General features: G+C 67.2%; 20 protein-coding genes. 11 read left to right on the top strand and 9 right to left on the bottom strand.

Annotation, left to right across the window (positions count from 1 at the left end):
* Positions 1-56: 56 nt before the first annotated feature.
* On the top strand, positions 57-1,154 hold the full coding sequence (locus tag ACGLHS_RS04950) for a Cj0069 family protein (protein WP_394477406.1): 1,098 nt from the start codon (positions 57-59) through the stop codon (positions 1,152-1,154).
* 76 nt (positions 1,155-1,230) lie between these two features.
* On the opposite strand, the gene ACGLHS_RS04945 is transcribed toward ACGLHS_RS04950, so the two are convergent.
* On the bottom strand, positions 1,231-2,124 hold the full coding sequence (locus ACGLHS_RS04945; protein ID WP_394477404.1) for a LysR family transcriptional regulator: 894 nt from the start codon (positions 2,122-2,124) through the stop codon (positions 1,231-1,233).
* A 92-nt stretch (positions 2,125-2,216) separates the two neighbouring features.
* On the opposite strand from ACGLHS_RS04945, the gene ACGLHS_RS04940 reads away from it, so the two are divergent.
* A complete protein-coding gene (locus ACGLHS_RS04940; protein WP_394477401.1) occupies positions 2,217-2,996 on the top strand; it encodes an NAD(P)H-dependent oxidoreductase in 780 nt (259 codons plus the stop codon).
* Here the strand turns inward: ACGLHS_RS04940 and ACGLHS_RS04935 are convergent.
* From ACGLHS_RS04935 to ACGLHS_RS04920, 4 genes are read right to left on the bottom strand one after another with little or no spacing between them, the layout of a single operon-like run.
* Entirely contained in the window at positions 2,993-5,101 is a 2,109-nt protein-coding gene (locus ACGLHS_RS04935; protein WP_394477399.1) for an alpha/beta hydrolase domain-containing protein, read from the bottom strand. The two genes, ACGLHS_RS04940 and ACGLHS_RS04935, sit on opposite strands and share 4 nt — an antisense overlap.
* Before the next feature lie 60 nt (positions 5,102-5,161).
* Positions 5,162-6,127, bottom strand: a complete 966-nt coding sequence (locus ACGLHS_RS04930; RefSeq protein ID WP_394477397.1) for a Bug family tripartite tricarboxylate transporter substrate binding protein — start codon at positions 6,125-6,127, stop codon at positions 5,162-5,164.
* Between the two features lie 57 nt (positions 6,128-6,184).
* Positions 6,185-6,559, bottom strand: a complete 375-nt coding sequence (locus ACGLHS_RS04925) for a hypothetical protein (protein WP_394477395.1) — start codon at positions 6,557-6,559, stop codon at positions 6,185-6,187.
* On the bottom strand, positions 6,556-7,965 hold the full coding sequence (locus tag ACGLHS_RS04920) for an acyclic terpene utilization AtuA family protein (protein WP_394477393.1): 1,410 nt from the start codon (positions 7,963-7,965) through the stop codon (positions 6,556-6,558). Before ACGLHS_RS04920 ends, ACGLHS_RS04925 begins: the two co-directional genes overlap by 4 nt.
* A gap of 88 nt (positions 7,966-8,053) precedes the next feature.
* Here ACGLHS_RS04920 and ACGLHS_RS04915 point away from each other — a divergent pair, with 88 nt between their 5' ends.
* Both ACGLHS_RS04915 and ACGLHS_RS04910 read left to right on the top strand, forming a co-directional pair.
* A complete protein-coding gene (locus ACGLHS_RS04915) occupies positions 8,054-8,971 on the top strand; it encodes a LysR family transcriptional regulator (RefSeq protein ID WP_093237471.1) in 918 nt (305 codons plus the stop codon).
* Between the two features lie 99 nt (positions 8,972-9,070).
* Positions 9,071-10,216 (top strand): aromatic ring-hydroxylating dioxygenase subunit alpha, encoded by a 1,146-nt coding sequence (locus tag ACGLHS_RS04910; protein WP_394477390.1) that lies wholly within the window; start codon positions 9,071-9,073, stop codon positions 10,214-10,216.
* A 23-nt stretch (positions 10,217-10,239) separates the two neighbouring features.
* On the opposite strand, the gene ACGLHS_RS04905 is transcribed toward ACGLHS_RS04910, so the two are convergent.
* Both ACGLHS_RS04905 and ACGLHS_RS04900 read right to left on the bottom strand, forming a co-directional pair.
* Positions 10,240-10,905, bottom strand: coding sequence for an FABP family protein (locus tag ACGLHS_RS04905; RefSeq protein ID WP_394477388.1), 666 nt, complete (start codon positions 10,903-10,905; stop codon positions 10,240-10,242).
* 33 nt (positions 10,906-10,938) lie between these two features.
* On the bottom strand, positions 10,939-11,907 hold the full coding sequence (locus ACGLHS_RS04900) for a Bug family tripartite tricarboxylate transporter substrate binding protein (RefSeq protein ID WP_394477386.1): 969 nt from the start codon (positions 11,905-11,907) through the stop codon (positions 10,939-10,941).
* A gap of 363 nt (positions 11,908-12,270) precedes the next feature.
* Here ACGLHS_RS04900 and ACGLHS_RS04895 point away from each other — a divergent pair, with 363 nt between their 5' ends.
* Positions 12,271-12,660, top strand: coding sequence for a DUF427 domain-containing protein (locus tag ACGLHS_RS04895; RefSeq protein ID WP_093237467.1), 390 nt, complete (start codon positions 12,271-12,273; stop codon positions 12,658-12,660).
* 60 nt (positions 12,661-12,720) lie between these two features.
* Here ACGLHS_RS04895 and ACGLHS_RS04890 read toward each other — a convergent pair whose 3' ends face one another.
* Complete coding sequence (locus tag ACGLHS_RS04890) at positions 12,721-14,607, bottom strand: CocE/NonD family hydrolase (protein ID WP_394477383.1); 1,887 nt, start codon at positions 14,605-14,607, stop codon at positions 12,721-12,723.
* 428 nt (positions 14,608-15,035) lie between these two features.
* Here ACGLHS_RS04890 and ACGLHS_RS04885 point away from each other — a divergent pair, with 428 nt between their 5' ends.
* The 4 genes from ACGLHS_RS04885 to ACGLHS_RS04870 all read left to right on the top strand — a co-directional run bounded on the left by ACGLHS_RS04885 (position 15,036) and on the right by ACGLHS_RS04870 (position 18,281).
* On the top strand, positions 15,036-15,428 hold the full coding sequence (locus ACGLHS_RS04885) for a VOC family protein (RefSeq protein WP_394477381.1): 393 nt from the start codon (positions 15,036-15,038) through the stop codon (positions 15,426-15,428).
* A gap of 83 nt (positions 15,429-15,511) precedes the next feature.
* The gene (locus ACGLHS_RS04880; protein ID WP_394477379.1) at positions 15,512-16,390 is read left to right on the top strand and encodes a hypothetical protein; all 879 of its coding nucleotides are present in this window, start codon (positions 15,512-15,514) and stop codon (positions 16,388-16,390) included.
* 200 nt (positions 16,391-16,590) lie between these two features.
* A complete protein-coding gene (locus tag ACGLHS_RS04875; protein WP_394477377.1) occupies positions 16,591-17,634 on the top strand; it encodes a PAS domain-containing sensor histidine kinase in 1,044 nt (347 codons plus the stop codon).
* A 14-nt stretch (positions 17,635-17,648) separates the two neighbouring features.
* Complete coding sequence (locus ACGLHS_RS04870) at positions 17,649-18,281, top strand: response regulator transcription factor (protein WP_093237462.1); 633 nt, start codon at positions 17,649-17,651, stop codon at positions 18,279-18,281.
* Between the two features lie 26 nt (positions 18,282-18,307).
* Here ACGLHS_RS04870 and ACGLHS_RS04865 read toward each other — a convergent pair whose 3' ends face one another.
* Positions 18,308-20,065, bottom strand: coding sequence for a carboxylesterase/lipase family protein (locus ACGLHS_RS04865; RefSeq protein WP_176801015.1), 1,758 nt, complete (start codon positions 20,063-20,065; stop codon positions 18,308-18,310).
* Positions 20,066-20,268: 203 nt separating this feature from the next.
* Here ACGLHS_RS04865 and ACGLHS_RS04860 point away from each other — a divergent pair, with 203 nt between their 5' ends.
* Both ACGLHS_RS04860 and ACGLHS_RS04855 read left to right on the top strand, forming a co-directional pair.
* Positions 20,269-20,625 (top strand): DUF2845 domain-containing protein, encoded by a 357-nt coding sequence (locus ACGLHS_RS04860; protein ID WP_093237740.1) that lies wholly within the window; start codon positions 20,269-20,271, stop codon positions 20,623-20,625.
* Positions 20,626-20,682: 57 nt separating this feature from the next.
* Positions 20,683-21,513, top strand: coding sequence for an AraC family ligand binding domain-containing protein (locus ACGLHS_RS04855; RefSeq protein ID WP_394477372.1), 831 nt, complete (start codon positions 20,683-20,685; stop codon positions 21,511-21,513).
* The last annotated feature ends 17 nt before the right edge of the window (positions 21,514-21,530 follow it).

Below are 21,530 nucleotides of genomic sequence, written 5' to 3'. Positions count from 1 at the left end.
CTTCGCGCCAACGGCGCGCATCGGGGCAAAGCAGCCCCATCGAGAGGAGATCAAAAATGAAAAGAACCCAGAACCATCCGACTGATGGCAAGACACCCGGACCCCGAAATGCCGGGGCGCCATCCATCGCCCTGCTCTACCCGGGGGACCGAGCCGCCCGTGATCGCAACGCCCCTGAAGAGAGCCGGTTCTTGGCGTTGTTCGATGCGCTTTCGGCGGCCGGGGTCGCCGTCGAGCCAGCTGTCTATCACGACGATTTCATCGACGAAGTGGCTGGCCAGTTGCGTCTTCTGGATGGCGTGTTGGTCTGGTGCAATCCGATCGAACTCGGCCGCAGGCGCGAACGCCTGGACGCCATGCTCCGGGAGATCGCCGGCACCGGTGTGTTCGTCAGCGCGCATCCGGATGCGATTCTTCGTCTCGGCACCAAGGACGTGCTGGTTGACATCGCCGGCCTGCCATTCGGCAGTGACGCGGTGCGTGTCGACAGCCTGGCGCAACTCGCCCTTGAGCTGCCGCAGCGGCTCGAGTCCGGCGCCCGAGTGCTGAAACAGCATCGAGGCCAGAGCGGCAACGGCGTGTGGCTAGTGGAGGCGGAGCCAGGTTCGACACAGTTCAAGGTCCGCCACGCTCAGCGCGGTAGTGAAGAAGAGCGCATGGACATGCGCGCACTGCAGGAAAGGCTCGCGAACTACTTCGAGCCGGAGAACGGAGGGCACATGGTGGATCAGGCCTGGCAGCCCCGCATTGCCGAAGGCACGGTGCGCGCCTACGTGGTCGAAGACCGTGTGGCCGGATTCGGGCATCAGGCTGTGAATGCCCTTTGTCCGGCAATGCCCGGCGCGCCCGCGCCGCAACCAGGGCCGCGCATCTACCACTCGGCGGACATGCCGCAGTTTCAGTCCCTGCGGCGGCGGCTCGAAGGAGGATGGATCGACCAACTGCACCAACGCGTCGGGTTGAGCTGGGAGCAACTCCCCCTGCTCTGGGATTGCGACTTCATGTTCGGTGAGCAGAGTTCGGAGCAAGAAGACGCCTTCGTGCTCTGCGAGATCAACGTCAGCAGCGTGTCGCCGTTTCCTCCTTCGGCGATCGAGCCGTTGGTGGCGGCGGTCAAGGCGCGGATCGGCGGTCGCCCGATCAAGCGGGTCTGACGCCCAGAGACTGTGTGCGGCTCATTTCCTCCTGCTCAAAGTCCTACCCAACTCAGCCCCATTCACCGAGCCCCACCTACAAACTCTCCGCAATCCACTCCCTCAACCACCGATGCCCCGCATCCCGATGCCGCCGCTCGTGCCACAGCATCGCCATCTCGTACCCCGACACCTCCAGCGGTGCCTCCACCACGCGCAGCCCCGGCGCGCCGCGCGCCAGCCGCTCGGGCAGCATCGCCACCATGTCGGTCTCGGCCAGCACCGACATCATGAAAAGAAAGTGCGGCACCGACAGCGCCACGCGCCGCGCGAGGCCCTTCTGCGCCAGCGCCTCGTCGGTGGGCCCGACGAAGCCGCCGCCGCCCAGCGACACCACCACGTGCTCCAGCGCGCAGAACTGCGCGAGCGTGGGCCGGCGCTTCAGCCGCGGATGCCCTGCCCGCCCGGCCAGCACATAGCGTTCGTTGAACAGCACGCGCCGGTGCAAACCGGGCGGCGCGCCCACGCTGGTGTGAAAGAACAGGTCGATCTCTCCCTGCTCCAGTTGCCGCGCCATGCGCGAAGGCACGGCATCGACCACGGCCAGCCGGGTGTTCGGCGCGGCCGCACGCAGCCCCGCGAGCCCGGGCAGCAGGATGGCCGACTCGGCATAGTCGGCCGCGGCCACGCGCCAGGTGGTGGACGCCTGTGCAGGGTCGAAAGGCTTGGTGGGCGCCACTGCGCGGCCCAATGATTCGAGCGCTTCGCGCAGCGGCTCGCGCAGTTCGTCGGCGCGCGCGGTGGGCCGCATGCCGCGTTGCGCGGGCACCAGCAGCGGGTCGTTGAACATCTCGCGCAGCTTGGCGAGCTGCACGCTCACCGAAGGCTGCGAAAGGTTCAGGCGCTCGGCTGCACGCGTCACGTTGCGCTCGGCCAGCAGCACGTCGAGCGTGATGAGCAGATTGAGGTCGATGCGGCTGAAATTGTTCATGGCAATGGCTGGAATTCAAACTATTCATTTCCAATATATCGCCATCTTTTCTAACCTGCGTGCATGTTCTTCATTCCACAGGTTCAGCCGTCATGAAAGTCCTCATCGTTTATGCCCACCCCGAAGCCCGATCGCTCAATGGATCGCTGAAGGACTTCATGGTGGAACGCCTCTCGCAAGTCGGGCACGAAGTGCGCGTGTCCGACCTCTACGCCATGCAGTGGAAGGCACCACTGGCCGCCGACGACTTTGCGCACATCGAGCCCGGATCGCACTTCGATCCGGTCATCGATTCACAGCGCGCCTTCGAGGCTGGCACCCAGCCCGACGACATCGCCGCCGAGCAGGCCAAGCTGCTGTGGGCCGATGCCGTGCTCTTCCAGTTTCCGCTCTGGTGGTTCTCGATGCCCGCCATCCTCAAGGGCTGGGTCGAGCGCGTCTACGCGCACGGGTTCGCCTATGGCGTCGGTGAACACTCCGACAGGCGCTGGGGCAAGCGCTACGGCGAAGGCGTGATGGCCGGAAAGCGCGCGATGCTGGTCGTGACCACCGGCGGTTGGGCTTCGCACTACGCGCCGCGCGGCATCAACGGGCCGATGGACGACCTTCTCTTTCCGATCCACCACGGCATCCTTCACTACCCGGGCTTCGACGTGCTGCCGCCTTTCGTGGTGCACCGCACGGGCAAGGTCGACGCAGCCGCCTATGCGCGGATCACCGCCGACCTCGGCCAGCGGCTCGACGCGCTGTGGACGATTGCGCCGATTCCGTTCCGCCAACAGAACGCCGGCGACTACGAGATTCCCGCGCTCACGCTGCGGCCCGACGTTGCGCCGGAACGCACGGGGTTCGCGGCGCACCTTGCCGGTTAGGGCAACACCGGGTTGGCGATCGCATTCGCAATCGCCGCATCGGCATCCACACGCAGCATGAAGCGCCGGGCCACGAGGTCGTTCGCCGCTGCCGTCACGGCCGCCACGTAGCCGGCCTGGTCCGTGTAGCGCTCCTGCAGCGACGGACGCGGATCGGTCGTGCCGGCGCGTTGCGCGGCTGTCTTCACGAACGGAAAGCTCGAACCGAACAGGCCCGCCTGATCGATCGTGCCCGGCTTGCTGGTGGTGTTCCAGCCGGTGTTGGTGCCGGTGGGCACGGCCACGTCGAGGCTGCGGATGCCGGCGATGTCGTTGCCATCCGCATCGACCTGCGGCACGAGGATGGCGTAGTCGCGGCCCAGCTTTGCCGGCGGCACCTGCGTGGCGATGCCGCTTTCATCCTGCGGGCGGTAGTCCGGGCCCCAGTCGAGCAGCGAATAGGTGTTGACCAGGCCGGTGTAGTTCACGCCCGGAATGGCCGGAAACTTCACCTGTGCCGGCCGCACCAGCGTGGCGTCGGCCAGCTTCGGCACCTGGTTGTCGGGCGGCGTGGTGCCCTTGACGACCCAGTCCTCGAGGTTCTGGTACAGCGCGCGCACGACCGGGATCACGCTGGTGTTCGCGTTGGTCGTGTACAGCGCGCCAGCATTGGTGCCCGGCATCGATGGCAGGCCCAGCAGGTGGTGCGTGCTCGCGTAGTAGTAGATGCGCGCGTTGCCGGGCTGCACCAGGTCGGCGGTGCCCCAGGCGTCGGTCAGCAAGGGCGAGCCCTGCAAGGTCCAGAACTCGGTGCCGCTGAAGCCGATGAAGAGCTTGGGGCAGGTGCCGCTGGCCTCGCAGCGCGACAGGATGCCGCCACGCCGTTGCGCGACGTCGTCCACGTAGTCTTTCGACAGCCCGCGCGTGCCGGCCTGCCCGAAGGCCGTGTGGTCGGCGCGCACGCCGCCACCACCACCCGGGATCGAAAAGCGCATGTTGATGTTGGTCTGGCGCGCCGCGATCTGCGCGAACACGCCGTCGAACACCTTGCCGCCCGCGCCGTCGTCGTTGAAGCCGAGATGCACGAAGGTCTTCATGAAGTTGCCGCACTGCGAGACGCCAGATGCGATGGTGCTGCTGATCGCGGCGGCCACCGGGTTGGCGGTGCCCGATGCGTCGCTTGCTCCGCGATGAAAGAAGCCGACCATGTCGCGCAGCGCCGCCAACCCCAGGCCCATGACCTTCGGGTCTTTCGCGACGTAGACCAGCTCGTACAAGTACGCCGGGTCCCATGCGTTCTTCAGGCACACATTGGTTTCGTCCGGCGTGCCGGGGAACGGCGTGGCCGCACTGCACTTGGCGAACTTCCATTCGCTCGCGGGAATGAGCTGGCGCGCATCGCCCTCATTGATGCGCCGCGTGAGCACATAGCCCGGCTGGGTGTTGTCGAGGCTCGCGGTCGCATAGGCCTGCATCGCGGCGTTGAAGGGGCCGCCGGGCAATGGCAGCGAATCGTTCGTGGCCACGGTGGGCAGCAGTTCGGCGCGGTAGGTGCCGGTAATGGTGCTGCCGTCGGCGTTCTTCGCCACCGGCACCTTGAGCGTGAGCTTGCCCGGCCCGGCCGGCACGTCGCCCTGCCACGCGGCCGTGAGGAACACGTAGCCACGCGATGCGAAGTACGGATCGAGGTTGACGATGTTGCCGCGATTCGGCGCGTCGTAGCGCAGCACGCCGCTGGCCTTGCGCATGTCCTTGGGCTTGAAGAGCACGAAGTCGGAGGTGTACTCGACCTTGCCATTGGCGTTGAGCGGCGCGAGCGACAGGTCCTGGATGATCGCGTTGTGCGGGTCTTTCGGATCGACCTCGCCGGTGAAAGTGCCGGTGATCTTCTCGTAGGCACCGGCGCTGCCGAAGGTGCCGGGCACGTCTTCGGTGGCGGCGATCGCGAGCTTGAATTTCGGTGCGGCGGCTGCCACGGGCGGCGCGGGTGGCGTGGTCACCGGTGGGGTGGTGGCTGTGGGCGGTGGCAGCAGCAAGCCGCTGCCTCCCCCGCCGCTGCCCCCGCAGGCACTCAGAAAAAGGGCGGCCGAAGCCACCGTGGCAGCCGCAAGGCTCCAGCGTTTCATGGTTTGTCTCCTTCGTTATGGTGTTCTTGCGCGGCGCCGATCTCCGCTACGGCGACAGCGCTATTCGGCTTCGATGCCGGCCGCCTTCACGATGCGGCCCCACTTCTGCGACTCGGCCGCCTGGAACTTCGCGAGTTCTTCGGGCGAGGTGGTGAACACCTCGGTGCCGGTCGGTTCGTAGAAAGCGGTCTTGGCGGCTTCGCTCTTCGCGGCCTTCACCAGCAGCTCGTTGAGCCGCTTGACCACGGCCGGCGGCGTCTTCGCGGGTGCGTAGGCCGCGAACCAGTAGCCCATTTCGTAGCCCTTCACGCCGGCTTCGGAAATGGTGGGCAGGTCGGGCGCCAGCGGCGAGCGCGCCGCGCTTGAAATACCCAGCGCGCGCAGCTTGCCCGCCTTGACCTGCGGCAGGCCGGTGGCCATGTCGGTGATCATCATGTTGATCTGGTTGCCCAGCAGGTCGGTCACCGCGAGCGTGTTGCTCTTGTAGGGCACGTGCAGCAGCTTGATGTCGGCCATCTGCTGCAGCAGCTCGCCGGCCATGCGGCTCGAACTGCTGCCGCTGCCGAAGCTGTACTTGCCCGGGTCCTTCTTCGCGAGCGCGATGAACTCGGCCACGCTCTTCGCAGGGAACGACGGGTTCACCACCATGATCTGCCCGCCCTTGCCCAGGGCCGCGACGGGTGCGTAGTCTTTCACCGGGTCGTAGGGCAGCTTCTTGAACAGGTGCTCATTGGCCGCGTGCGTGGTGTTGGTGGTGATCAGCACCGTGTAGCCATCGGCGGGCGCCTTCGCCACGCTTTGCGAGGCGATGAAGCCGCTGGCACCGGCCTTGTTGTCGATGATGACGGCCTGCTTGGTCTCGGTCGCGATCTGGTTGCCGAGCGCGCGTGCGATCTGGTCGGTGGCGGTGCCGGCCGCGAAGGGCACGACGAAGGTGATGGCCTTCTCGGGGAAGGCCTGCGCATGGCCGAGCAGCGGTGCCAGGGCCAGTGCGGCGGTCAGCGCTGCAAGGGGAAATCGTTTCATTGTTTTGTCTCCAGATGATTGTTGAGTAAGAGAAAGAAGAGGGAATCCGTGGCGTGGCTACGGCCCTGCCAGCAAAGGCACCAGCGCACGCGGCACGCGGATCGGCATGTCGAGCAGCAGGAACGACAACGCCTTGCCATGCGCATCGAGGTTCAGCGCATCGTTGACGCCGCCATCGAGCACCGCGTCGAGCACGAAATTCATCGCGTGCAGCTTCGGCAGCACGAAGCGCTGCACCCGCGACGGTGCGCGGTGGCGGAACTGCGCCGCCACGCGCTCGGGCGTGAGCTGTTCGAGCAGCAAGGGAAAAAGATCCGCATGCCAGGCGATGACGCTGATGTTGGAGCGGTCGCCCTTGTCGCCCGTGCGGCCGTGGGCTGCGCGGTACAGCGGCACTTCGACCGCGTCGAGAGCGTCGATGCTGTTCGTCATGCCAGCGCCTCCGCATCGAGCAGCTCGAAGCGCACCGGCACCGCGTCGCGCGGCAGCAGGCAAGACAGCGTGTTGAGCCGGGGCGTGAGCGCGGTGCGCACGCCGCCGCCGCCCGCCGGCCCGCAGGTGTAGAGCGCCATGACTTCGCGCGCCAGCCGCTCGGCCTGTGTGCGATCGGCATGCGTGGCGGCGACGCGCAGGCGCACATCGCGCAACCCCGCGTCGGGCAGGCTCGCCAGCGCACGGCCGGCGTCGTCGCCGAGGATGCTCAAGGCGCCGATCAGATCGACGCGCAACGCCAGGCCATCGAGGCGCTTGCGCAGCACATCGGCCGCAAGGCGTGCACGCGATTCGGCGCGAGGGCCGGCATAAGAAATCTCGCCCTCGGCCAGCCAGCCGCCTTCGTGGCAGACATTGACCTTGTAGCGGTCCGGCCGCGCATGGCCGCGCACGCCCGACAGCTCGACACGGTCGACACGGTCGGCACCCTCGACATCGGGCAGCGCGCGCACCTCGGCATCGGCGATGTCCGCGACCACGTCGGGCGTGAGGTAGGCGGCGGGGTCGTGCACTTCGTAGAGCAACTGCTCCTTCACCGTGGCTTCGCTCACGAGCCCGCCGGTACCCTCGGACTTGCCGATGACGCAGCCGCCGTCGGCGTCGATCTCGGCGATGGGAAAGCCCACCGCCTCCAAGCCGGGCACGTCCTTGTAGCCGGGGTCGGCGAAGTAGCCACCGCACACCTGTGCGCCGCATTCGAGCAGGTGGCCCGCCATGGTGGCGCGGCCCAGTCGGTCCCAATCGTCGGCGCGCCAGCCGAAGTGCGACATGGCCGGCCCCACGGTCAGCGACGGGTCGGCCACGCGGCCGCACACGACGATCTGCGCGCCGGCATCGAGCGCGGCGGCAATCGGCTCGGCGCCGATGTACGCATTGGCGCTGACCACGCGCAGGCCGTCCATCTGCGCGCCGAGTGCTTCGTGCAGCATCGCGCGGTGTTCGGGGCCGGAAAGGTCGTCGCCCTCCACCACGGCGATGCGTGGCGCGTCACCCCCCAGCTCGCGCGCCATGCGGGTGATGTGCCGGGCCGCGGCGCGCGGGTTGGCGGCGCCGAAGTTGCTCACGATGCGGATGCCATGCGCCAGGCAGCGCGCGAGCACGGGGCGCAGCATCGCGTCGAGCAGCGGCTCGTAGCCGGCTTCGGGGTTGTCGCGGCGACGCAGTTGCGCCAGCGCCAGCGTGCGCTCGGCCAGCGTCTCGAAAATCAAGAAGGCGCGCTGGCCTTCGGGGCCGCTGTGCAGCCGTGCGATGAGCGTGTCGACCACCGGGCCGGCCGCGTCGATGCGGTCGCCCGAGAAGCCGGCGGCGCATCCGATCAACAGCCTGGGCGATTCATGGAGGTTCATTGCCGTGCACTGTAGGCAGGCACCCGTCATCCGTAAAATTGAAAATCCGGATCGATTGATCTGGTTTTCAAATAACAAAGGCAGCGCGATGCGAAAGACGCCCGACCTCTCCACCCGGCAACTGCGCGCCTTTCTGGCGCTGGCCGAACACCGCAACTTCACGCGGGCCGCGCAGGCCAGCCATCTCTCGCAGCCCGCCTTCAGCGCGCTGATCCGCACGCTCGAAGACACGGTCGGCACGCGCCTGTTCGACCGCGACACGCGCAGCGTGCAGCTCACGCCCGAAGGCCGCTTGTTCGAAGGCTCGGCGCGCCGCCTGCTCGACGACATGGGCAGCGCGATGGGCGACCTGGCCGACCACGTGGAGCGGCGCAAGGGCCGCGTGCGCGTGGCCGCCCTGCCCTCGCTCGCGGCCGGCTGGCTGCCCGCCGTGTTCGCGGAATTCATGCAGGCGTGGCCCGGCATCCGCGTCGACCTCGACGATGCGCTGTCCGATGCCTGCATTGCACTGGTGCGCAACGGGCAGGCCGACTTCGCGCTGGCCGCCTCGGGCGCGGGCGCATCGGCCGACAGCGACCTGCGCGCGCGCAAGCTGTGCACCGACCGCTTTCACCTCGTGTGCCGCGCCGACCATCCGCTGGCGCATGAGCCACGCCTGACGGTGAAGAAGATCGCGCCCTGGCCCTTCATCCAGATGGCGCGCAACAGCAGCGTGCGGCAGGCGCTCGACGTGGCGCTGCATCCGCAGCGGCTCAACGCGGTGTTCGAGGTGGAGCACCTGGCCACCGTCATGGGGCTGGTCGAGGCGGGGTTGGGCATCAGCGTGGTGCCGGCGCTCACGCTGTTCCACTTTCGCCGCGAAACGCTGGCCACGCGCCCGTTGCCGCTGCCCGCGCTGACGCGCACCGTGTACCTCGTGCAGCGCCGCGAAGGCAGTCTTTCGGTGGCGGCGCAGACGCTGCACGACCTGATCGTCGAACGGCTGGGCACGCTGAAGCTCGACTGAAGCACACGGCTTGTGCGGGGCCCATGCGGAGCCGCCGCAATAATGTCCCGTGCCCCACGATGGCACGCAGACAACCCACAAGAACGACGGAGACAGTGCATGCAGATTGAAGAACAGATCGCCCTGATCGAGCGCGCGCTCGCGCTCATCGAAGCCGGCGGCAGCGAACGCGGCGCGCCCGGCATCAGCCCGGTGTCGCGCTACCTCGACCCCGAACGCCACGCGCGCGAAGTCGAGCGCATCTTCCGCCGCTACCCGCTGGCGCTGTGCCCTTCGGCATCGCTCGCGAAGCCCGGCGACTCTTTCGCCATCGACGTGGCCGGCCTGCCACTGGTGCTGGTGCGCGGGCAGGACGGCAAGCTCAACGGCTTCGTCAACGCCTGCCGGCATCGCGGCGCGCGGCTGAAGACAGCTGGCCTTTCCAGCCAGCGCGCCCTGATCTGCCCGTACCACAGCTGGACCTACGGGCTCGACGGCACGTTGCGCGGCCGCCCCTCGGGCGACGACTTTCCGCATGCGCCCGCATCGAACTGCAGCCTGGCGCGCGTGCCGGTGGCCGAGGCATTGGGCTTTGCCTGGGCCATTCCGCGCGTGCTGGCCCAAGGCGAAAGCGCCACGCTCGACATCGACACCTGGCTCGGCCGCTTCGGCACCGACCTGCGCGCGTGGGGCTACGACAGCTGGGTGCCGTTTCATGAGCACGCCTTCGACAACGCCGCCAACTGGAAGATCCCGTTCGAGGCCAACCTGGAGACCTATCACTTCCAGTACGCGCACCGCAACAGCATCGCGGCGCTGTTCTACGACAACCTGCTGATGGCCGACCACGACCGCCAGCACCAGCGCCTGTTCCTGCCCAAGCGCAGCATCGAAGGGCTGCGCGCGCAGCCACGGCACGAATGGCGCGTGGGGCCGCACTCGAACATCATTTACTACTTCTTCCCGGCCACCTTCATCCTGCACGAAGGCGACCATGCCAATGCCTTCACGGTGCTGCCCGAGTCGCCAGGCCGCTCGCGCGTGATCGCAAGCACGCTGATTCCCGAGTTGCCGAAGACGGAGAAGTCGATCAACTACTGGCGCAAGAACGTCGCGTCGTTCTGGGGTGCGCTCGACGAAGACTTCGCGCTCGGCGTGTCGGCGCAATCGACGCTGGCCAGCGGTGCGCAGTCTTCGCTGTATTTCGGGGCCACCGAGTTCTGCTCGGCGAAGTTCCATGCCGATGTGGAGGCGGCGCTCGCGTAGGCCGCGTCCACATCCCGTGCGGGTCAGGCCTTGGCTTTTTCTTCCGCCTCGACCGCCATTGCGGCGCGTGCGGTCGGGTTCGGCGTGGGCTCGCCGATCTTGCGCAGCGTGTTGCGGTCGGTGTGGCGGAAGGGCTCGGGCTTGCCCAGGACGCTCAGCAGGGTCTCTTGCTCGTACGACCAGCTGCCGTCGTCGTTGATCGTCACGGCGATGTTGTAGCGCAGCGTCTTGAACGCGTGTTCGAGAAAGGGGTTCGACAGGATGCCGTTGGTCTCGGCGCCGCGCACCGCTTCGAGCTTGAACGACTTCGCATCGGCCGTCGTGTGCCCCATGGCCATCGCGGTCTGCCCGCGCGGGATCGACAGCGTCTGGATCACCGTGCCCGTGGCGGCCTCCCACAGCCAGTAGCCGACCTGGTCGTGAAAGCTCTCGACCTCGTCGGGCTTGACGATGCGCACGTGATAGCGCAGCCCGTAGAAGATCTGCGGCCCGTTGGTCTGCGCGTCGATGGGCTGGAACTCGGCGTGCTCGATGTACGTCGAGGTTTCGGGGCCCTCGGCCTTGGGCGCGACGTCCTTGCCGGCGGCGCTGGTCCAGATGCCGGCCAGGCCGGTCAGCGGGCCCAGGTTGTTCAGCGTGTACGCGTCGGGCTCGGCCTCGGTGTAGATGTCGGCGGGATATTCACTCATGGGGTCCTCCTGAAAATTCGGGCGCCCGAAGTATCACCGGTCGAGCCGTATGCCGACCTTGGCGATGATCGCGCCCCACTTGCGGCCCTCGCTGTCGATGAAGGCCCTGAACTCTTCCGGCGAACCGCCGCCCGGCACCAGCCCCTGGTTGGCCAGCAGCTCGCGCACGGCGGGCTCCTGCAGCACCGTGTTGACGTCGGCGTTGATGCGCCGCACCACCTCGGGCGGCGTGCCGCTGGCGGCAAAGAAGCCGTTCCAAGCCAACGACTCGAAGCCCGGATAGCCGGACTCGGCCACCGTCGGCAGGTCTTTCATCAGCTCGGAGCGCGTGGCGCTGGTGACCGCGATCAGCTTCACGCGATGGCCCTGGATCAGCGGCAGCAACGCGGGCGCGACGGTGAACAGCGCCTGCGTGTCGCCCGCCGCCACCGACAGCCCCGCGGGCGGCGAGCCCGAATACGGCACATGCACCGCCTCGATGCCCGCCACGTTGCGAAGCAGCTCCATCGTCAGGTGCGACGAACTGCCTGCGCCGACCGAGGCATAGCTGAACCGGTTGCCCTCTTTCTTCGCCCAAGCCACGAACTCGGGCAGCGTGTTCGCCGGATTGCCGGCCGGCACTGCCAGCACGTTCGGCTGCGAGGTCGTGAGCACGATGGGCACGAGGTCGCGCGCCGGTGCATAGGGCATGTGGGCGTACATGTAGGGGCCGAAGGCAATCGGCCCGTTGAAGCCGATGCCCAGCGTATAGCCGTCGTGCGGCGCCTTGGCCACCGTGTCCATGCCGATCAGGCCACCGGCGCCGGCCTTGGTCTCGATCACCACGGGCTGCTTCCACATCACGCGCAGCCGGTCGGCCAACGTGCGGGCGATCAGGTCGAGCGAACTGCCGGCCGGCGCGGGCACGATCACGCGCACGGGCTTCGAGGGCCACGCCTGCGCACCCGCGCGAACGGCGAACAGGCTGGCGAGTAGGAAGGTGGCGAGCTTGTACTTCTTCACTTCGGTCTTTCGATGGGCACGGGTGGGGCGCGCGAAGTTTTATCACCGTTCTCGCGCCGCCCTGCCACGCGGCCCCGATCGGGCTGGGTGCGCCTCGGTGCGGCGGCCTTTCGAGAATTTCGACACCTCTTACATACTGAAGCATTACATCGAATGCGGCCACATGGCCCATCCCGAATTCAGATGCGTCTGCACAGGGAGAAATGAGGCCGAAAGGCTTCCAGAGCCCTCCCGATGAGGTCCGCCCGTTAACCACTTCGCGAGCATGCCGATTCCGGGGGGACTTCAAACCGCCACGACATCGCGGCAAGATGCGCATCCGCCGATTCTTGCGTCACATCGACCTGTTGAAGGAGCTTGCCCATGTTCGCCACGCCCGAACGCACCATCAAGACCCCTGGCCCCGATCACCCGATCACCATCGCGCGCAACCCGCTGCGCGTGGTGGTCTCGGTCGGCGGCCTCGTCATCGCCGACACCCGCGACGCGCTGACGCTGCGCGAAGCGCACTTCGGCACCGTGCACTACATCCCCCGCAAGGACGTGAAGATGTCGTGGCTGGAGCGCACGTCGCATGCAACCTACTGCCCGTACAAGGGCGAATGCAACTACTACAGCATTCCGGCCGGCGGCGAGCGCTCGGTGAATGCGGTATGGACCTACGAGTCGCCCTACGACCCGGTCGCGCAGATCAAGGACCACGTGGCGTTCTATCCCGATCGCGTGGGGCCGATCGAAGAGCGGGTGGCCTAGCCGCCTCCCGCCCCCGACTTTTCATCCGGCGCTGCGCGGCAGCGCCGGATTCCACCTCAACTACACCGGCGCCTTCGGCCCCGTGCCCGCCGGCACCGCGATCTCGTTCTTGCGGCACGGCTGCTGCTGCACGATGCCGCAGGTCGGCAGCTCCTTCGCGTGCGGGTACGCCACATGCCCCAGCACGATGCTCGACGGCCGCCTGGTGTCGTGCCAGATCCTGTTGGTCGACTTGTCCTGGCGGTTGCCGAAGATCCAGTAGCCGGTCTGCGAAGGCGTGTCGATCGTCACGCGAAGGCTGGAGCCCGCGCGGAACACATGCGCGAACTTCTGCATCTCCACCCGCATCAGCGTCGGTTCGTCCGGCGTGAGCATCTTCACCGTGGCCGCGGTGAAGTCGCCCCAGGGCCGCAGCACGCTCGAATTGGCGTCGTTCAACTGCCGCTTCGAGGCACGCAGCCAGCCGCGCTGCACGAACATCTCCATGCCATCGGGCCGCACCTCCGACAGGCTCACCTGCACGTCGGTGTCGGTCGCCGTCGCGCTCAGCCACAGGTCGACCGAGCCTTCGCCGTAATAGCTCAAATCTTGCGGCAGCTTGCCGGTGGTGAAGGTCAGTTGGCCCGTGGCATCGCTGACCGCTGGCCAGCCGCCAGCGCCCTGGTCGTTCACGGGCGGGCTCGCGACCGGGTAGGCATAGCTGCTCGACGGCACCTTGTCGTCTTGCGGTGCGGTGTCCGACAACACACCGCCGGGCTGCAGCCACAGCCGCATGGGCGTGGCCTTGACGGGCAGGCGGTCGAAGGTGGCCGCGGCGGTGTGCACCAGTGTCTTGCTGCCCCTGGGGCCCTGGGTCTCCTGCATTTCCTGCAGCAGGTGCACGTGCGGCTCGCGCTCGAAGCCGTTGTTCTCGCCCTTGAGGAAGTGGGCGTAGAAGCGCCGCTGCACATCGAGCATGTAGGCGGAAAAGTCGCTCGTGCCGTGCAGCCCGTTGGAGCTGATGAGCCACATCTTGTCGGGCGCGATGGTGTCCTCGTAGTAGCCCATGCGCGGGCCGACCTGCTCGTCTTGCCACGACTGCGTGCCCAGCGTCGGAATGACGATCCTGTCGGTAATGAGGATCGCGCTCTTGCTGGCGTAGCGCGCACCGTAATGCGGGTCGTTGTCGAGCCACGTCACCAGGTCGATGTCGGGGCGCTTGATCTTCTCGATGTTGTCGCGCACGTTCTGCGCGCACTCGGCGTCGCCGTCGATGTGCGCGGCGTCCTGCGCGGAAGATTTCCAGATGTCGGGGAACTGCCCCCACCACCCCGCCGGAAAGCCGACGTTCTGGATGCCGCCCGGGTAGCCGACGTCGCGGTACGGGTCGGTGACGTTCTTTCCCGGTGCGATGGCCACCAGCCCTGCCGGGCGCTGCGCGGCCACCCACAACTGGTTGTAGCCCGGGTACGAATAGCCCACCATGCCGACCTTGCCGGTGGACCACGGCTGCTTCGCGGCCCACTCCACCGCGAACGCACCTGCGGCGCCCACGGTCGCATCGAAGATGTGGTCTTCGCCGCTCGAGCATCCCGTGCCCGGCACATTGAGCCCGACCACCGCATAGCCTTCGGCCACCCAGACAGGCGCCTCATCAGGCACCACGCCCGAGCCGTAGCCGTCGTACTCGATCAGCACCGGAAAGGGCCCCTTGGCACTGGGCAGCAGCACGGTGTAGCGCATCCGGTTGCCGTCGGGCAGCGTGAGGTAGCCCCATTTGCGGACGGTGCCTTCGTTGATCGGCGGCGCATCTGGCGGCGGCGGTGTCGCGCCGCCACCCACCGCAACCGGCACCGGAACGATCGCCGTGCCCGACGAACCACCACCACCGCAGGCGCTCAGCCCCACTGCAAGAACGACCGACCATGCCATCGCCGGCCAGAGCCCGCGGCAAGCAGAAATCTTCATGAATTTGTCTCCGTTGGATGTTGTGTGTCGATGCCCCGCAGAGGCATCGGCGCGCAATCTATCGGCATCGAAAACGGCTGTCCAAATTCATGAAGAGTTGATTAAGGCCTCATGAAGTGCTTCAGGAAAAGCGGTCGAAAGGCCCGGAACTTGCGATGCTTCAACCCCAGGTCAACGGGTCCAGGCGCAGATAGAAATGGCGAATGCCGCGCGGTCGCTGCGCCGGTAGACCGTGTCTCCGGATTCACCCGGCGGGGCCGCAATCCACCGTTGGCCCGGAGGCAGAGAAGGAAGAAGATGTTCAGGGCGCATGGGCCTTCTTTTCGCAGACGAATTCGGGTGGAGTTCGCACGGGTTCTGGGTAGAGTGCGACTCTGCGGAATCTATCCGCCATCGTCCACCGCACTCCTGCATCGAAGGTACTCATCATGAAATTCGGCTACACCATCGTCTACGTCCCCGACGTGGCCCAGTCCCTCCAGTTCTTCGAGCGGGCCTTCGGTTTCCAGACAAGATTTCTTCACGAGTCGGGCACCTATGGCGAGCTGATCACGGGCGACACCACGCTGTCGTTCGCCGCGCACGAACTGGCCGAATCGAACTTTCCACACGGGCACGTGGCCGCATCGGAATCCGCCAAGCCGCTGGGCATGGAGCTTGGTTTCGTGACCGACGACGTCAAGGGTGCGCACGACCGCGCCGTGGCGGCCGGTGCATCGGAGCTGACGCCGCCGACCACCAAGCCGTGGGGCCAGGTGGTCTCGTACGTGCGTTGCCCCGATGGCACGCTGGTCGAGCTGTGCTCTCCCATCGGTGGTTGAGGCCGCACGCGCGCACACGCACACACAGGCATCAGCGCGCGCCGCGCTGATCGCTTCTTTCCAGATCCGCAAGGAACAGAGCCATGTCGCATCCCGTCTTCCTGAGCAGCTCGACCTTGCCCCGCATGCCGGAGGGAAGCCGCAACGAGTGGCGCGACTTCTTCGGCCATGGCGGCGAGCTGGAGGCCAATGCTTTCTTTCCGCTGTTCTGGCGCGCGCTCTTCAGCGCGGCCGACATCCGGCACGCGCGCTTCATCGACGAGCACGACGTCGACGATGAAGCGTCCGAGATTGAACGGGAGGAATGCCTTGAAGACTTCGGCCCCGATGCGACGTACCCGTACCTGGTGGTCGACAAGCCCACGGGCCTCGCGCGGCTGGCCAGCCGGCGGGAAGAGATCGTCGCGGCCGTCGGCGAACGCTATCGGCCGATCTACGAAAGCTTCGAAGCGCTGCTGGCGCAAGGCTTCGCCGGCCACATCCTGCTGCGCACGAGCGGCCTGCCCGATGCGGCCGATGCCGAGCAGTGGCTGCGCACCGACCTTGCCGCGCTGGAGAAACTCGACGAAGCCCGCACGCTCGCCGATCTTGCAACCGACCTCTCGCGCCACGGCGCGAACCCGGTCTGGCTGCTGGCAGGGATCGGCGCGTCGGCGGCGGGGCCGTGGCCCACGCCCGAATTGAGCTCACTCTTCTCGCTCCCGCAAAAGAAGCCGCCGCGCCCCCACGCCGGGCAACAGATCGAGGCGCAAGACCGCGCGCCGGCTCCGCCGCCCAAACGCAAGTCGGGCAGCGGCTGGCTGGAGTCCGCATTCGAATGGCTGGCCGCCGTGGTGGCGGCGGCCGCTGCGCTCGGCACCTACGTGTTCACCCAATCGGTCTGGCTGGCGGTGCTGGCGTTTCTTTGCGCCGCCGTCGTGTTGGGCTTCGCTCTGGTCAAACTTTACCGACCCAATTCCTGAGGCCGCATCCGCGCGGCGGTGAAAGCACTTGCCGCCGCTGCAGCACCGACATCGGTCAGCGCACGCCCTCGCCAGCCATCGGATATTTCCGGCAAGGGCTACGGGGAATCCTGCTTCTCGCAAACCCGCAGCACCAGGGCGCGACAGGGGCACAGGGTGGTTGTCGCCCTATCATGAGCCGCCCACCGCTTCCCCGCCTTGTGACCGACCTCGAACGCGAAAGCCTGCCGGACATGCCCTTCCACACCATCGTGGAGCAGATGGTCGCGGGCATCTACGTGATCCAGGACGACCGCTTCGCTTATTGCAACGCCACCTGGGCGGGCATCATCGGCTACACGGTGCAGGAGGCCATCGGCATGTCGCTGGCGCAGGTCGTTCCAGCCGACTTTCTGGAAGTGGTGCGCTCGCGCATCCGCGCGCGCCTGTCGGGAGACCCACCGAGCATGCACTTCATCACGCGCGGGCTGCACCGCAACGGGCAGGTGCGCCTGATCGAAGTGCATGGCTCGCGCATCCTCTACCGGGGCCACCCCGCGGTGATGGGCGTGGGCGTCGACGTGACCGAGCGGGTGCACAACGAAGAAGAACTCAAGCGCTCGCGCGAGCAGCTGCAGGCACTGGCGGCCTACACCGCCAACAAGCTCGAAGAGCAGCGCCTCGCGATGGCGCGCGACATCCACGACGTGCTCGGCGGCATGCTCACGTCGATCAAGATGGACGCCACGCGCATCCAGCGCCGCGCCGAAAACCCGGAGCTGCAGTCGCTCACGCAGGGCTTGATCGCGCTGACGCAGCAGACTATCGACACGGTCAAGCAGATTTCCGAAGCACTGCGGCCGAGCGCGCTCGACCACCTCGACCTGTCGGTCGCGCTGGCCAACGAGCTGCATGCGTTCACGCGCCGCTCGGGCGTGCAGCATGTGCTGGACACCGATGCGAAGACGCTGCGCCTCCTGCCCCGGCACACGACGGCGGTGTACCGCATCTTCCAGGAGGGGTTGACCAATGTTTCGCGCCACTCGAAGGCGCGCAACGTCGGCGTGACGCTGCGCGTGGAAGACCTGCAACTGCGGCTGGAGCTGCACGACGACGGTTGCGGCTTCGACCCCGCCGCGCCCGGCGGCAGCGCGCTCGGGCTGCTGAGCATGCGCGAGCGGGCACGCGAGATCGGCGGCGAGCTGCAGATCCGCTCGGCGCCGGGCCAGGGCACGCGCCTGAGCCTGCGCGCGCCGTTGCATTGAGGAGGAGCGCCACGGTGATCGACATCCTCATGGTCGACGACCACACGATCTTCCGCTCGGGCCTGCAGCGCCTGTTGCTCGACGAGAGCGACATCCGCACCACCGGCGAGGCCGCCAACGGCCCCGAAGCACTCGCGCAGGTGCGGCAGCGCCGCTTCGACGTGGTGCTGCTCGACATCAACATGGAAGGCCGCAACGGCCTCGAGGTTCTGGCCTCGATCCGCGCGGCGCAACCCACGCTGCCGGTGCTGATGCTGTCGATGTACGCCGAGGAGCAGTACGCGCTGGTCGCCATCCAGGCCGGTGCGCGCGGCTACATCGCCAAGGATGCGGAGCCGGCCGAGCTGGTGCGCGCCATACGCCGCGTGGCGGCCGGCGGCCAGTACCTGAGCGCACGCGCCGCACCACTGGTGAGCGGCCAGCTCGAAGGCCGCGACGAACGCCCCGCGCACCAGCGGTTGACGGTGCGCGAGCACCAGATCATGCTGATGATGCTCAAGGGCATCTCGCTCACGGTGATCGGCGAAGAGATGCTCATCAGCGTGAAGACCGTGAGCACGCACCGCACCAACATTCTCGAAAAGCTCGGCGTGGCGAGCACGGCCGAGCTGGTGCTCTACGCCGTGCGCCACGGGATCATCCAGTAGCGCAACGGCACCACGGCGCTCCAGCCTCAGCGCGGACCGCTGCGCAGCGGGTCGACCGAATCCGGCAGGTTGCTGAAGTCGATCTGCTGCTGCAGAAAGTCGCGCTGCTGCGGCGACAGCAAGGTGTAGCGCGGCCAGAAGAACAGGTAGTCGTCGGGCGACATGTACGACTGGTTGTCGAAAATCATCCGCTTGTTGCACAGCAGGCAGATGAAGTTGGTCCAGCCGGTCCACGGTGTCTTGCCGTCGAAGAGCCGCGTGGGTGCGCCGTAGCGCGCAAAGCTGGCGGTGTAGTCGATGAACTTGTCCGACAGCGCCTTGCGGCTGCTGGCGTTTTCGGGGCTCCATGCAAAGTGCATGAAGTTCGGCTGGTCGGTCACGAAGTTGCCGAACAGCGCAGCCACGTCGATCGCGTGGAAGGCGCCGAAGGTGTCCTTCCAGGGCTGGGGCGTGTCGTCCCAGTTGTAGTTGTAGCGGTAGATGTCGCCGTTCTGCAGCCGCAGCACGCGGATGACGTTGTCGATCACGTTGTCCAGCGCATAGGTCAGCGCCTCGTGCGTCTGCGTGTAGATCGGGCGGAACTCGGGCTTGATGAGCTGGTTGAAGGTCACGCTGCCGGGCGGCGCGTAGTTGGTCAGGTTCCAGAACTCCTGCTGCGTGGGCTGGCCCATGCCGAACAGGAACGCGAAGTACGAGCCTTCGTCGTGCGTCGAGCCGATCATGATCGGCATCTTGTTGTAGTCGCCCAGCAGCAGGCCCGGCAGGCCGCTGGCGCGGATCACCGTGCCGTCGGTGAAGTGGCCGGGCACCACGGGGCTGGGCGTGAACTTCATGATCTGCGCGGCACTGGCATTGCGCAGCAGCGCGGCGATGTCGGCCTGGCTCATGGTCGCGCGCTGCGCCGTGGCCTGTGCGATGGTCGATGCGCGGCCGGTATCGACCAGCAGGTTGTCGATCAGCGACTCGGCCGCCAGCGTACCCACCACGGGCGGGTACGCATTGGGAATGCCCGACATGCACACCGCGCGCTGGAACTTGCCCTCGGCCAGCGGCGACTGCAGCAGGCCCCAGGTGTTGATGCAGCCGGCCGACTGGCCCGCCACCGTGACCTGCCCCGGGTTGCCACCGAAGGCGCGGGCGTTGGCCTTGACCCAGTCGAGCGCGCGCACGAGGTCGAGCGTGGTGAAGTTGCCCGAGTCATCGAGCGCGTTGCCGGTCTTCAGCGCCGGGTGGTTGAGCCAGCCCAGCATGCCCATGCGGTACTGCACCGTCACGACCACCATGTTGGCCTTCTGCGCGAGGTAGGCGCCGTCGTAGGTCGGGTCGCGGGCCGTGCCTTTGGTGTTGCTGCCGCCGTGGATCCAGAAGAACACCGGCAGGTTGTCGGCGCTGGAATTGGGGCGCCACACGTTCAGGTAAAGGCAGTCTTCGCTGCCCACGGGCTGGCCGAAGGTGGCGGGGTCGGGCTCGCCGAAGGGGTTGCCGACCTGCGCGCACATGCCGGCGAAGGTGGTGGCGGCACGCGAGCCGCTCCATGGCACCGGTGGCTGCGGCGCGCGCCACCGCAGGTTGCCGACCGGTGGCTGCGCGAACGGAATGCCCAGGAAGGCCTGCGTGTTGTTGCTCGCGGCCTTGCCGTAGATCTGGCCCGCGTCGAGCGTGCGCGTAAGGCTCTGGTTGTAGGCAGCCAGCGCGGGAATCGAAAGGACCGCAAGCGCGCCGATGGCCCAACAGGCCACGAGGCGAATGAAGCGGATGAGGCGTAGCAGGTACCGATGGTTCATGTTGTTGTCTCCTCGGGGTGGATGCGGCCGGCTCTGACGGCCAGGGTCATCGCCCGATTCTGCGGATCGCAAGGCGCCGGCGGTGTCGGTGTCATCGAAGGGGCCCGGGAAGAATTCTCCGATTGACTTCGCGGCCACAAAGGAACATGAACTCTTGTGCGCCGCTACAGTCACACGCTGGTCAAGACGCCTCCAAGGACCCCATGCGAACCCTCGCCGCGAGCGCCCTCTTCCTGTTCGCCGCCGGCATGCACGCCGGCCATGCATCCGCCCAGTCGCTCAGCTGTGGCGGCGCGCTCTCCAGCGTCGGTGATTCCAAGTTCTCGGTCGTGCAGCGCTGCGGCGAGCCGCTGTCCAAGGAGTTCGTCTGCGTGCCACGGCCGCAGGTGATCTGGCTGCCGTCGAACTACCCCGGCGCGCCGGCCCAGCAGGTGGTCACGCAGCAATGCGTGCCGATGGAAGACTGGGTCTACCACCGCGGGCAGGGCAACTTCCTGGGCATCGTGCGCTTCTACAACGGCGCGGTCGAATCGGTGCGCGACGGCGAGAGAGTGCGCTAGCACAGGCCCTTCGCAGCGGCCGAAGCGCTACCATGCCGAACGTCGAAAGGACGTTCCGTGGCCCGACCCGACCCTCGCAACAAATCGCGTTACTGGCACGCGCCCGGCGTGCCGGGCATGGACATGCTCCACGCCGACTTCACGACGCACAGCTACGCGCCGCACGTGCACGACTCCTTCGTGGTCGCGGCCACCGAGATCGGCGGTTCGGAGTTCACGAGCCGTGGCCGCACCGACACCGCCCACCGGCAAGCGCTGCTGGTCTTCAACCCCGCCGAACCGCACTCGGGCCACATGGCCGGCAGCGAGCGCTGGCGCTATCGCGCCTTCTACCTCGGCGAGCCGGGCATGCGCAATGTGCTGGCGTCGCTGGGCATCGACCTGCCCCGGTACTTCAGCGCGAACGTCTTTCGCGACCCCGACCTGATCGCACGCTTCCTGGAGCTGCACCACGCCCTCGACGGCGAGCAAGACCCCCTGCTCCATCACGAGCTGCTGGTGCGCAGCTTCGGCGACCTGTTCCAGCGGCACGGGCAGGCGGCGCAGCGCGTTCCCCGCGTGCCGTCGGATGCGGCCCTGCTGGCACCCGTGCTCGAACTGATGCGCGACTGCCATGCGGAACGCCTGACGCTGGAACAGATGGGCGCGGTCGCCAACCTCACGCCCTTCCAGCTGATCGGCGCGTTCAAGCGATCGATCGGCCTGACGCCACACACCTGCCTGACCCAGCTTCGCCTGCGGGCGGCCTTGCAGCGGCTGCGGGCGGGGCAATCGGTGGTCGATGCAGCGCTCGCATCGGGCTTCTATGACCAGAGCGCGCTCAACAAGCACTTCAAGCGAACCTTCGGCATGACGCCGCTGCAGTACGTGGCCGCGTGCGCCGCCTGAGGCGGGGTTGTTGCCGC

The organism is Variovorax sp. VaC1 (assembly GCF_043658315.1).
Lineage (GTDB): Bacteria > Pseudomonadota > Gammaproteobacteria > Burkholderiales > Burkholderiaceae_C > Variovorax.
The sequence above is the reverse complement of the archived record's forward strand: the minus strand, read 5'-3'. Positions and strand labels throughout refer to the sequence as shown.

What these genes read in the sequence shown, in the direction of transcription:
- ACGLHS_RS04950 (WP_394477406.1), top strand. Translation starts at nt 57, where the DNA reads ATGAAAAGAACCCAGAACCATCCGACTGATGGCAAGACACCCGGACCC.
- ACGLHS_RS04945 (WP_394477404.1), bottom strand. Translation starts at nt 2,124, where the DNA reads ATGAACAATTTCAGCCGCATCGACCTCAATCTGCTCATCACGCTCGAC.
- ACGLHS_RS04940 (WP_394477401.1), top strand. Translation starts at nt 2,217, where the DNA reads ATGAAAGTCCTCATCGTTTATGCCCACCCCGAAGCCCGATCGCTCAAT.
- ACGLHS_RS04935 (WP_394477399.1), bottom strand. Translation starts at nt 5,101, where the DNA reads ATGAAACGCTGGAGCCTTGCGGCTGCCACGGTGGCTTCGGCCGCCCTT.
- ACGLHS_RS04930 (WP_394477397.1), bottom strand. Translation starts at nt 6,127, where the DNA reads ATGAAACGATTTCCCCTTGCAGCGCTGACCGCCGCACTGGCCCTGGCA.
- ACGLHS_RS04925 (WP_394477395.1), bottom strand. Translation starts at nt 6,559, where the DNA reads ATGACGAACAGCATCGACGCTCTCGACGCGGTCGAAGTGCCGCTGTAC.
- ACGLHS_RS04920 (WP_394477393.1), bottom strand. Translation starts at nt 7,965, where the DNA reads ATGAACCTCCATGAATCGCCCAGGCTGTTGATCGGATGCGCCGCCGGC.
- ACGLHS_RS04915 (WP_093237471.1), top strand. Translation starts at nt 8,054, where the DNA reads ATGCGAAAGACGCCCGACCTCTCCACCCGGCAACTGCGCGCCTTTCTG.
- ACGLHS_RS04910 (WP_394477390.1), top strand. Translation starts at nt 9,071, where the DNA reads ATGCAGATTGAAGAACAGATCGCCCTGATCGAGCGCGCGCTCGCGCTC.
- ACGLHS_RS04905 (WP_394477388.1), bottom strand. Translation starts at nt 10,905, where the DNA reads ATGAGTGAATATCCCGCCGACATCTACACCGAGGCCGAGCCCGACGCG.
- ACGLHS_RS04895 (WP_093237467.1), top strand. Translation starts at nt 12,271, where the DNA reads ATGTTCGCCACGCCCGAACGCACCATCAAGACCCCTGGCCCCGATCAC.
- ACGLHS_RS04890 (WP_394477383.1), bottom strand. Translation starts at nt 14,607, where the DNA reads ATGAAGATTTCTGCTTGCCGCGGGCTCTGGCCGGCGATGGCATGGTCG.
- ACGLHS_RS04885 (WP_394477381.1), top strand. Translation starts at nt 15,036, where the DNA reads ATGAAATTCGGCTACACCATCGTCTACGTCCCCGACGTGGCCCAGTCC.
- ACGLHS_RS04880 (WP_394477379.1), top strand. Translation starts at nt 15,512, where the DNA reads ATGTCGCATCCCGTCTTCCTGAGCAGCTCGACCTTGCCCCGCATGCCG.
- ACGLHS_RS04865 (WP_176801015.1), bottom strand. Translation starts at nt 20,065, where the DNA reads ATGAACCATCGGTACCTGCTACGCCTCATCCGCTTCATTCGCCTCGTG.
- ACGLHS_RS04860 (WP_093237740.1), top strand. Translation starts at nt 20,269, where the DNA reads ATGCGAACCCTCGCCGCGAGCGCCCTCTTCCTGTTCGCCGCCGGCATG.